General features: G+C 69.1%; 9 protein-coding genes. 5 read left to right on the top strand and 4 right to left on the bottom strand.

Annotated elements, in window-relative coordinates; genetic code table 11:
* A partial coding sequence (locus tag H6726_32610; GenBank protein ID MCB9662427.1) for a hypothetical protein occupies positions 1-275 on the bottom strand: 275 nt, incomplete at its 3' end.
* 259 nt (positions 276-534) lie between these two features.
* On the opposite strand from H6726_32610, the gene H6726_32605 reads away from it, so the two are divergent.
* Positions 535-2,355: a DUF4419 domain-containing protein gene (locus tag H6726_32605; GenBank protein MCB9662426.1), complete on the top strand. Its 1,821-nt coding sequence runs from the start codon at positions 535-537 to the stop codon at positions 2,353-2,355.
* Positions 2,356-3,305: 950 nt separating this feature from the next.
* Positions 3,306-3,692, top strand: a complete 387-nt coding sequence (locus tag H6726_32600; protein MCB9662425.1) for a hypothetical protein — start codon at positions 3,306-3,308, stop codon at positions 3,690-3,692.
* A 40-nt stretch (positions 3,693-3,732) separates the two neighbouring features.
* Here the strand turns inward: H6726_32600 and H6726_32595 are convergent, their stop codons facing one another.
* Positions 3,733-4,800 (bottom strand): OmpA family protein, encoded by a 1,068-nt coding sequence (locus H6726_32595; GenBank protein MCB9662424.1) that lies wholly within the window; start codon positions 4,798-4,800, stop codon positions 3,733-3,735.
* Positions 4,801-4,835: 35 nt separating this feature from the next.
* Between H6726_32595 and H6726_32590 the strand changes: the two genes are divergently transcribed.
* Positions 4,836-6,107, top strand: coding sequence for a hypothetical protein (locus tag H6726_32590; protein MCB9662423.1), 1,272 nt, complete (start codon positions 4,836-4,838; stop codon positions 6,105-6,107).
* A 64-nt stretch (positions 6,108-6,171) separates the two neighbouring features.
* Entirely contained in the window at positions 6,172-6,942 is a 771-nt protein-coding gene (locus H6726_32585; GenBank protein MCB9662422.1) for a class I SAM-dependent methyltransferase, read from the top strand.
* A 179-nt stretch (positions 6,943-7,121) separates the two neighbouring features.
* On the opposite strand, the gene H6726_32580 is transcribed toward H6726_32585, so the two are convergent.
* A complete protein-coding gene (locus H6726_32580; protein MCB9662421.1) occupies positions 7,122-8,531 on the bottom strand; it encodes a hypothetical protein in 1,410 nt (469 codons plus the stop codon).
* Between the two features lie 167 nt (positions 8,532-8,698).
* Entirely contained in the window at positions 8,699-9,718 is a 1,020-nt protein-coding gene (locus H6726_32575) for an AraC family transcriptional regulator (protein ID MCB9662420.1), read from the bottom strand.
* A 125-nt stretch (positions 9,719-9,843) separates the two neighbouring features.
* On the opposite strand from H6726_32575, the gene H6726_32570 reads away from it, so the two are divergent.
* A partial coding sequence (locus tag H6726_32570) for a two-component system sensor protein (protein ID MCB9662419.1) occupies positions 9,844-10,147 on the top strand: 304 nt, incomplete at its 3' end.

Genomic DNA, 10,147 nt, shown 5'->3' with positions numbered 1-10,147 from the left:
TCCCCGACGGCTCTACCGATGGCCACGATCTCCTCGTCGTCCGGGACGAGCTTGTCCATCGTCTGGTAGTGGGCTTGCGCCAGAGGCATCTCGACCCACGACTGCGGCGTGAACGTGCGGATGGCTTCGTGGAACTCAGGGTCGAGCGTGGCGAAGTACGCGTCGTTCAGGTCGCGCTCGCGCATGGCCTGGAGCGAAGACCCGATGAGCGTACCGCGGATGGCCGGAGTGACCGACGTGTCCACCGCGAGGTTGGCGACTTCCTTCGGGATCATGCGCTCTCAGGCAGCGCGAGCAGCGTGGTGAACCAAACCATGCGTCGACGATACACCATTCCGCCGATGGGTGCGGCGGTGAGCGTCTCGCCGCCGCACCGCTTGGAGGGAGGCTCGGTATGTGCCCCGCGCGGGGTCGCCGGCGCAAGCCGACGCCAGTGCGTGGAATCAAAGGGCAGCGTGAGCGCGCTCGTGGCCCACGCGTCGCTACGTCGTCTTCCAGTCATCGCGCTTCGGGCCGCCCCCATGGTACGTAGTCGTGGACATGTGGTCCGAGTACGACGTGCGCTTGGTGGGGGCGAAGGGCGAGCGCATCGCCGCCCTCAAGGCGTTGCGTGCGATCACGGGACTGACGCTGTCGGAGCTGAGTGCCTGGCTGGCTGACGGCGTGGCATTCGTTCCGCGCTTCGTCTTCACGGGAACACTGGAGGAGGCGCAGGCCTTTGCGCGCCAGCACGGCGGCGTGCTGGAGCTGGAGCTCTGGTCCAACGCGCAGCGCGACCGCGCGGTCGAGCCTTCTCCGCCCGGACCGTACCGTGCAGAGCGGGACGTCGCGGCCACGCCCACTTCGACTGGGGGTGTTCGCTTCGCGGTAGACGATGTGGTGCCCGCCACGACGCCCCTGCCCACCGAGGACGCGAGCGTCACGTGGCGGCGAATCATCGACGGTGAGCTCGTTCACTTCGAGACCCCTCACCCGCTCGTGGTCTCGAGGACACCGCACTTGCATCCGCTCGCGTGCTCGGTCCAGTGCGCCTTCGATGAGCATCGCCCGCTGCGAGTCTCCCCGGACGCGGTGTGGCTCACAATCACCACCGGCTTTGCGTTGCATGTGGAACACAACGCCGAGGCGCTCCGCGGGCGCTTCGTGTCGCATCAGGGGCGTAGGACGCTGCCCGTTCTCAACCAGGGCACATGGCCCGAAAGGGTCGAAGCGTTCACGGCCCTCCTAGCGAATGAGCTGGGTGAGGGGCGCAGGCGGGTCTTCACGTGCGACTTCTCCACCAGCACGGCGGTGGACCGGACGGCCAGCCAGGTCGTGATGATGGGCGCGTTCAAGCGCTACTTCGACTTCTTGCTCGTCGGCGTCTGCGGCATTCCCGAGGTGGAGCTGCTCGGGACGGTGGACGACTGGCGCGCCATCCGGGCGCGCATCGAGATCCTCGCGGAGTACGGTGTCCAGGCGTGGGTCGCTGCGCTGCGGCCCCTGGCGGACGAGTGGATCGAGACGGCGGCCGGTCGGCCCGACGTGCGGTTCTGGCGGGCCATCTACAAGCCAGAGCAGGTCTACGCTGCCAGCCTGGTTCGCGGCTGGCTGACGCAGCTCTTCCCGTATCTCGCGGAGGGGCTCCCCAACCCGTCCATCGGCAGCGGTGGGCCCCACACCGACTACACCTACGAAGGCATCACGCTGGATTCACTCCCCAGCGGTCGCACGCTTGCGCCGGTGCGCACCACGGAAGGCTGCAGCTACGAGCTGCTTGGTGGGCTCGCGGGCATCGCGCAGGACGAGGCGGGCTGGCTGCAGGCCGTCTCGGGGTGGGCCGTGGTCGAGCGCCCGCTGAGCTTGCTGATCGACCGCCTGAAGCAGCGACGGGACCCGGAGCCCGAACGGGAGGGCGGCATCATGGAGTCCACCGACGGCGAGTCGGTGGGGCGCGAACCACTCCCCGTGCCCTGCCCTGCGGAGCTCTTGGAGGTGAGCGACCGGCTCGGCTCGTGCTCCTTGCACGAAGGCCGCTGGCGACTTCGGGGCGAGTCCGAACTGGCCCGGCACCCCCGCCCCCAGCGAGCGGGTGACACGATCAGCCTCTTGTCGGAGGCCACGGTGTTCGCAGACCTCAACGATCACCGTCGAGCCTGCTACCTGAGCGTGCGCCCGTTGCGCGCCTTCGGCGCCGAGCCCGACTGGTGGGTGGTCATCCTGAGAGACGATGAGGAGGCGTCGCGTGATACCCCCGTCGTGGCGAAGGGCATCCGCCAGTTCCTGGAGCGCGTCCTCGACGAGGGTGACCAGCCCTTTTGCGACGCACCTGGCTTCGTGCCCGAGAGCACGCTCGCCGAGACCGAGCGGTGGTAGCCCACGCGCAACGCTGACGCGGTGACTTCCCTGACGACGCCGCGCTCGATGGCCCAGACTATGAGCGCGTGGACGCGCGAGACGAAACGAGCGCAGGCGGCCTCCTCGACTGCGGACGCCCTGAGATTGCGTGGTAGAAGGGGACGCCCGATTTCGGCTGGACCGCTCCCGAGGCAGCATGCCCACCGTCACCCTCCCCTCGGTCCCCATCGCGTTTCGCACCATCGGCGAGGGGCCGCCTTGCGTGCTTCCTGGGTGTCGTCGGCGCAGGGCGGCGGGCCCGCATCGGCTCCTCCGGTGTCTCCGCCTCCGCCGTCAGCGGGCTGACCACCATCCACGGCGGCGTCGCTACCTGGCATGGTGTCGTCGCCGCAGCCGGGGGTGCCCAAGAGGCTCAGCGCGAGCGGGCCAGACATGAGAGGAGAGAGCCGAGGTGAGTTGAACATGGTGTTTGCTCCACGGGAACGAAGCGCGCATGTGCGTATTCTCGGGATACTCGAAGACTGGTCTCGCCATCCCCCGCACGGGAGCCGGAAAAAATCCGGCGTTCCCGAAGCACCAGGCCAGCGGTCGCGCACGGACCCTCTCGCGCTCGAGCTGCGTGGTTCCGCTCCGCGCTCCGCCCGGGCTGCCGTTTGTGAATCAGCACGTGGTCGTGCAATACTCATCGCATGAGGGACTATCGCTTGATCCTACTTGTATGCGGTTCGTTGGGCGCGTGTTCGGTCGAGGGGCACTCCGCCCGGGAGGAGTCGTCGAGCGAGGGCGACGTCGATGCTGGCGTCGGACTCGCAGACGCTGAGCCGGGGAGCCCCGACTTGGATACACCACCGAGCGACACGACGACCCCCGGTCCCGCCTTCGACCCCAAGAACCCTCTCGCGTGCGAGCAAGCATCCACTCTCCCCCGGGGTGTCGATACGTCGGTGCCGACGGTCGGTGGATATGGCGTGGACGCCCCCAATGCGGAGCTGAGGGCGCTCGCTGCGGGAATGGTCGGCGCGTGGGTGGGCACCCAGACGAGCCCCTGGGAGCCTGTGCGTCAAGTTGTCATCGAGCTGCACGCGGACGGTTCGTACTCGGCCTCGTGTGAGGGCGGTGGATGCATGCCGTTCTACTACGGCGAGTTCTGCCCCCGAGATCGCGGCTACTGGCGCCTGAGTGCGGGGAATGCGCTCGCTGCGTTCGGAGAGATCCGGATCTTCTATGAGATCGCAGGGACGTCGACGACGGAAGGGCTGCGCCAGATTCGTCTCGATGGCGAGGCGCTCACGTTCGAGCAGTGGCACTTCGAGCGACACGGTCCGATCGTCTTCGAACTCGAGCGACTCCGCTGAACACGAGCGACGCCGGCGCACGGCGCAGAACCCTGTCTATCTAGACATTCGACGTAGGTGGATGACCACGCCCACGCCAACCATGGGCTGCGGCGGAGGCCGACACCTGCATCGCGGAAGGGGCGTACTCGTGATCCTCCAACATCGCATACTGCAGACAAGACGCCCCATCTCCCGGCTGGACGAAGGCGATGAGGTGGGTCGGGAGGGCGGACCCGAACACGCAACGAGAACGCACGTGCCTTCTACGAGGGCGAGGCCCTGCACGGAGGTTGGACCGTTCGCCAACTCGACAGGCAGGTCCAGGCGCAGTTCTGCGAGCGCACGGACAGGCGCTGGGCGGAGGCGGCTGGCAGTCAGCAGGCGTGGCCCGCGGCATGATGGGTCGCGGCTCGAGCGGTGGGCGCTCCTCGAGCTCGACCTCGAACTGCACGCGGCGGTTGGCCTGCTGTGCGGCGGGGCTGCGTCCGGGCTCGCGTGGCTCGAAGCTACCATGGCCGTACACGCTCAGGCGCTCTGGCGAGACGCCTTGCCGGATCAGCTCGTCGCGCACCACCTGGGCGCGCCGCTCGGACAGCGCCTGCGCCTGGGACTCGCCTCGATCGGCGTGGCCGTGCAGACCCACGCGCGCGTCGGGGTGGGCCTCCAGCGCTGCAACGACGGCGCTCATGATGGGAGCCTCCGCACCCGAGAGCGCGGCGTTGCGTGCTCGGAAGGAGACGACCTCGCGAATGACCAGCGGCGCCGGCGGGATCTCTACCGGACCTTGGTCGGGACAGCCGTCGGGCTCGTATTCCGCGCTGTAGGTCTCGGGCAGGAACGGACACAGGTCGCAGGCGTCGTGCACCCCATCGTCGTCGTTGTCGTAGTCGGGGCAGCCGTCGTCATCGGCAAAGCCGTCCACGTCTTCGGCGTCGCACGGGCACGCATCGTTGGCGTTGAGCACACCATCGGCGTCTGGGTCGCCGTTGGGGTCTTGGGTGGGGTCCGCTGGCGCGCGGGTGGGCGCCAGAGCGGTCTCGGCGGCAGGCGCGCTGACCGGCCCACAGGCCACGGCAAGCAGGACGGTCCACAGCGCGAGCAGGGGGGTACGCGGACGCGCGGTCATAGCCGGACGATACACGCGCGTCTATGCTCGGGTCCATGAGCGCTGACGACGCATGCACCGGGTGTGCCTACCCACCCGATCTGGTCCGCTGGGTGCTGACCCACTGGCCGTCAGAGGCGGCCTGCCCCGTTTCCCCCGAGTTCCTGTTGGAGGTGCTCTCGACCGCGTTTCAGGCTTCGATGATGGCAGAGGAGGCGCGCCCCACGCGCTTTCGCTTACTGCTCAGCAGCCCTGACGCGCTGCCCGAGAGCGGCGGCCCCAACGGCGGCGTGCTCCGCTTGCGCTTCGATCAGAGCCGCCCTCTGTCCACCAACGAGCTGCGGCGACTGGCGCCGTCGACCCCCTTCGAGACGTCGCTCATCGGCGTCCACGAAGAGAACGGGCAGCTGCGCATCTGGGGCATCGCGCACTCGGGCCCCGCGTGGCTCGCGCCGGCGTGGGGTGGCCGTGGGCCAGGGTCGAACTGGACGTTTTCGCCCATCGTCCACGTCAACGCGCCGGGTCAGCTCGCCGTGCGGCGCGCTGGCGTCCTCATCGGCGCGCTCGAACACGGCGAGCTCGTGGACGCGGGCATCGACGTGTTCAACTCAGCCTGGTTGCCCGCGCGTTTCGGGGCCGAACGCGAAGAGATCCGCGCACACCACAGCAAGAGGCAGGCGCCCAAGGGCGTCCCTACCGCGGTCGAGCACTCGCTGGTGGGCCCCATCTCCAAGCACATGCTGCGCCGGCTCATCCAGTTGGTGCGCAGCGCCAAGCACGGCGGGCTGCTCCTGATTCAGGATGACGCGGAAGGGCGCAGCGGCCCGAGCGGCCTGCACGTCAAGTATCGCTTCGACCAAGACGAGCCCACGCGACGGTATCGCAGCCTGCTCCTGCAGCTGCTGGAGGCGCTCGCAGACGCCAGCGACAAGCCCTCCATCGGCTGGGAAGACTTCGTGACCAGCTCGAGCGTGGAGCTGGAGCGGCTGGAGCGAGCCGTGTTCGAGTGGAGCCGCGTCGTCGCCAACCTGGCCGGCACGGACGGGGCCGTGGTGTTGGACAAGCACTTCGCCCTTGTTGGGTTCGGCGCAGAGGTGTCCGCCGAGCTGCCCTCACCGTCACGCGTGTGGTGCGCGCTCGACAACGAAGGCACGCGTCGGCGCGCGGAGGACATCGAGTCCGTCGGCACGCGCCATCGCGCCGCGTACCGCTTCGTCAACGACCACCCAGGCGGGCTCGCCATCGCGGTGTCGCACGACGGCGTGGTCACGTTCGTGATCAACCAGGGCGGCGAGGTGGTCTTCTGGGAGCAGTCGAACCTGCTGTAGGCTCGGAGCCGAGCCACAACGTATCCTAGGGCCCGTGACCAACTACCGCGAACAGAACAAGCGAATGTGGGACGAGCGCGTCCCCATCCATGTGGCTGGCGAGTTCTACGACGTCGCCGGCTGGAAGGCAGGGCGCTGCTCGCTGCAACCCTTCGAGGCCGCCGAGCTGGGTTCCGTCGACGGAAAGCGGCTGGTGCACCTGCAGTGCCACTTCGGGATGGACACTCTGTCGTGGGCACGCCGCGGCGCGCACGTCACCGGCCTCGACTTCTCCGAGCCAGCGGTAGCAGCTGCGCGCACGCTGGCCCGTGAAGCGTCGCTCGACGCCCGCTTCGTCTGCGCCGACGTGTTCGACGCGCCAGCTGCTCTCGGAGAGCGCTACGACATCGTCTACACCGGCATCGGCGCGCTGATCTGGCTGCACGACATCCGTCGTTGGGCGAGCGTGGTGAGTCAGCTGCTAGAGCCCGGCGGCTGCCTCTACCTGGTGGAGTGCCACCCGGTCACCGAGGTGTTCGAAGCGGGGAGCCTGGTGGTCCAGCACGACTACTTCCACGACCCCTCGGGCGCCGTCTGGGACGAGCCCGGCACGTACGCAGATCCGAGCGCCGTGACGCAGGCGAACAGCTCGGTGGAGTTTCGCCACCCGATCAGCGACGTCCTCGGCGCGCTGCTCGAGCATGGCTTGACGCTCGAGCTGTTTCACGAGCACGACCACTCGGCCCACGCCCGCTGGCCGTTCATGGAGCGCGGCGCGGACGGCTGCTTCCGGTTGCCCAGCGGCATGCCACGGCTGCCCCTGCTGTACTCACTGCGCGCGCGGCGGAACGCGTAGCGCGGCCCCCATGGCCGCGCCCGACTCGCACCGGCGATGCACGTTGGGAGGTCAGCGTAGCGGTCGCCAGGACCCTCGTCGGGGTCCAGCTCCTCGAGCCCTTGCGTACACGACGGCAACACCTCCTCGAAGGCGGGGTGCACGAACGCGTTCGACACCGGAGCGAGCGCGTACGGCCGTCAGAGATTCCCGGCCTGCGAGGGATACGAGCGCCCTGTGCCCCAGATGATGCGTACGCCGCCGTGTTGGCCGTTCTGCGGCCTGTTGTTGTATGTGGTGCCGCCACCGCCCGCGACGGGGACATCGGGGCTGGCTTGTGAGCCATGGCCACCTTCCGCGATGCCGTTCGCGCCCATGCCCTCGAGGCCGACGCCACCGCCGGGGGTCCCGAAGGCACCCCCTGCACCACCACCCCCCGCGCCGTTCTGAGCGGGCACTCCCATGCGGGCGTTGCCACCGACTCCAGCGTAGCCAGCGGCTCCCCCGGAAGACGAGTTGTAGGAGCCGCTCCCGCCAGCGAAGCACGTGCCGACCGTTCCGCCCATGCCGCCGGGCACCACCCAGCCGTCGGGGCTGCCGAAGGCATCGCGGCCGCCGTGTGCCACGAGCTCGCCGTCGAAGCTCGAGTCGTGGCCACCCGCCGCCTCGGAGAAGAGGTCACCGACCACCACGTCGATGGTCTCACCGGGTGTGACGGGGATGTCGTTCTGGTAGCACAGCTCGCCACCCCCGCCGCCGCGGTTGCCCGAGCCACGGCCGCCGGAGCCCACCGCCACCACCGACACCGCAGTCACGCCCGCAGGGACGACCCACGCGTGCGTCCCCGGGTCCGTGAAGACCGCCTGTCGACCGCACGAGATGAAGACACTCGTGATGTCGTCCACCACTCTGCCGGTGAGCCCCATTCCTCGACACGAGACGCCTTGCACATCGCCCTGAGGCTCGAACGTCACGGCGTAGTTGCTGCTGAGCGCGACTCGGCTTGGGAACGTGAACGGGCCGCTCTCGGTGAGCGCGAGGGTGCCGCCGACAGAGTCCGTCACCACGACAGTGAGCCCATCGGCGATGTCTGCGGTGCCGCCGAGCGTCTGGCCGATGTAGCAAGCGCGCCAGAGCTGGTGGAAGCCTTCGTCGTCTAGGTACGTGTCGAGGGTGGTGCAGAAGTAGTCGGCTCGTGTGCAGTTGGCGTGGGACTCGCAGCGCGCGTAGCAGTAGCCCGTGAGGCAGCGGTTGCCCTCACCGCAGTCCGAGTGGTCCGTGCAGACGGAGCTGCAGTAGCCGCCCGGCAGGCCCAGGCAGACATCCCGCGAGCAGTCGCCGTTCCCGCTGCAGGCTGCACCAGGGTCCGTGGCGGGCCCGGGCGATGAGCCCGCGTCATGGCCCGCGTCGGCGTTGCCGCCTTGGTCGTTGCTGCTCCCTTGGTCAGCTCCTCCGCCATCGCGCGATGTCATCATGGCGTCGGTGGACCCTGCGTCATCCAACGAGCTGCCACCGGAACCGCAGCCGCTCGTGCACGCGAGCACGAGGGCAGACGCGAGCCACAGGGCGAGGGGCTTCGCTCGACTCGAGCGCGAAGAAGAGGACGCCATCGGGATCTCCACGAGAGGTGGCCAACGCACACCGAGCCAGCAGCAGGGCTGACGCAGGAGACGCAGGCGGGGGGAAGTGCGCTCTACGGCCCTCACGCAGCCAGCGCTATCCAGATTGCGCAGTCATGTTGGGTCGCGAGCCCAGGGCGGCCGCGCACGGCGCAGCGCTACCGCAGCTTCACACGCGTGCTGTCCGAGCGAGCCAGCGTGGCGGTCGGGCTCTCGCCGAAGTGCTGCCGGTAGTAGCCGCTGAACCGACCGAGGTGCGGGATGCCCACGCGCTGCGCGACCTCGCTCACGGTCAGCGCGTCATCGTGGGTCAGGAACAGCACGCGAGCACGCTCGAGCCTGCGCGCGCGCGCGAAGGCGAGCGGCGAGCATCCATGCGTCTTCTGGAACCCGCTCTGCAGCGAACGCGCGCTCACGCCCGTGACCTGCGTGAGCTCCGCCATCGTGACGTCGCGGTCTCCTGCCGCGTCCAGGTACGCGGCCGCGCGGCGCACGTAGCGTGGCTCCGCGGACTGCGACCTGACAGCGAACAGCGCAGACCGAGAGTTCGGCTGGCCGAGCAGCAGGCGAAAGATCAGCGCCTCCGCCCAGCGCTCCGCCGCACCCGGTGCCGTGAAGCCTGGCTGCTCGAGGTCGGCCTCCTTCACCACTCTGCCGAGCAAGCGGGCGAACGAAGCCGTCTCGGGCGCGTCGAGCGCGAGCCGCGTGTGGAATTGGATGTCGCGCGGCTCACGCCCCGTGAGCGTGGTCATGGCGTCGAGCATGGCCTGCCGCGGCACGGAGACCTGCAAGGTCCGGCTGCCTGAGCGCACCACCACCTTGGAGCGCTGCCGGGGCGTGACGATCACCCCCGACCTCCCACGCACCAGCGGCGTCACCACCTGACCGACGCTCGACTCGGCCGCGTTGTCCCCCAGCGGCAACGACACCAGGTACGCATCGTCCGCGCCCTCGCAGTCGGCCCACACGCTGGACGTGGTCTCGTTCGCCACGAGCGTCACTGGCCCCAGCTCGAGGTGGTTCACCCGCCACGCGAAGGGCTCCTTGCTCGGCATGCCGTGGAGGTGCACCGGCGCCACCATCCGGCTGTAGATGTCCGCCGCCACTTCGAGTGAGGCGATGTCGAGGCTCGGGTAGCGCGACAAGGGCAACCGAGAGCCTGCGGACGCGTGCGGCATGGGTGCGTCTTGGCTGGTCTGGTGCGCATGTGTCAACCGGGCCACTGGCCAGCGCGACGCGTCTGTCCGGATGCGACTGACCGGGTTCGGGGGCTCTACTGGGCCATTCCGGGTAGGCTACGTCCATGGACCTGCGCGTACAGACCTCACTGATCGCCGCGATGCTCAGCTTCGCGCTGGCGGTGAACGTGCTGCTCCGCCCTCGCAAGCGGCGGGCGCACTGGGTCTTCGCCACCTTCGGTCTGAGCGTGGCCCTGTGGTACGCGGTGACGGCCGTCCGCGCGGCCTTCCAGGGGGAGCTGTGGGAGCGGCTACACCTCGTCGCGGGCGTGGTCGTCCCCTTGGCCGCGCTGCAGTTCTTCCGCGCGTTCGTGGAGGACAGCGACGAGCGCATGCGCGCGCTGAACCGCTTCGCCTGGTTCGGCGCCA

This window comes from Sandaracinaceae bacterium (genome assembly GCA_020633055.1).
GTDB lineage: Bacteria > Myxococcota_A > Polyangia > Polyangiales > Houyiibacteriaceae > JADJJE01.
Note: the sequence above shows the minus strand (reverse complement) of the source record. Positions and strands in the feature narration are given on the sequence as shown.

Coding starts and splice junctions, on each gene's coding strand:
- H6726_32595 (MCB9662424.1), bottom strand. CDS start 4,800: ATGACCGCGCGTCCGCGTACCCCCCTGCTCGCGCTGTGGACCGTCCTG.
- H6726_32590 (MCB9662423.1), top strand. CDS start 4,836: ATGAGCGCTGACGACGCATGCACCGGGTGTGCCTACCCACCCGATCTG.
- H6726_32585 (MCB9662422.1), top strand. CDS start 6,172: ATGTGGGACGAGCGCGTCCCCATCCATGTGGCTGGCGAGTTCTACGAC.
- H6726_32580 (MCB9662421.1), bottom strand. CDS start 8,531: ATGGCGTCCTCTTCTTCGCGCTCGAGTCGAGCGAAGCCCCTCGCCCTG.
- H6726_32575 (MCB9662420.1), bottom strand. CDS start 9,718: ATGCCGCACGCGTCCGCAGGCTCTCGGTTGCCCTTGTCGCGCTACCCG.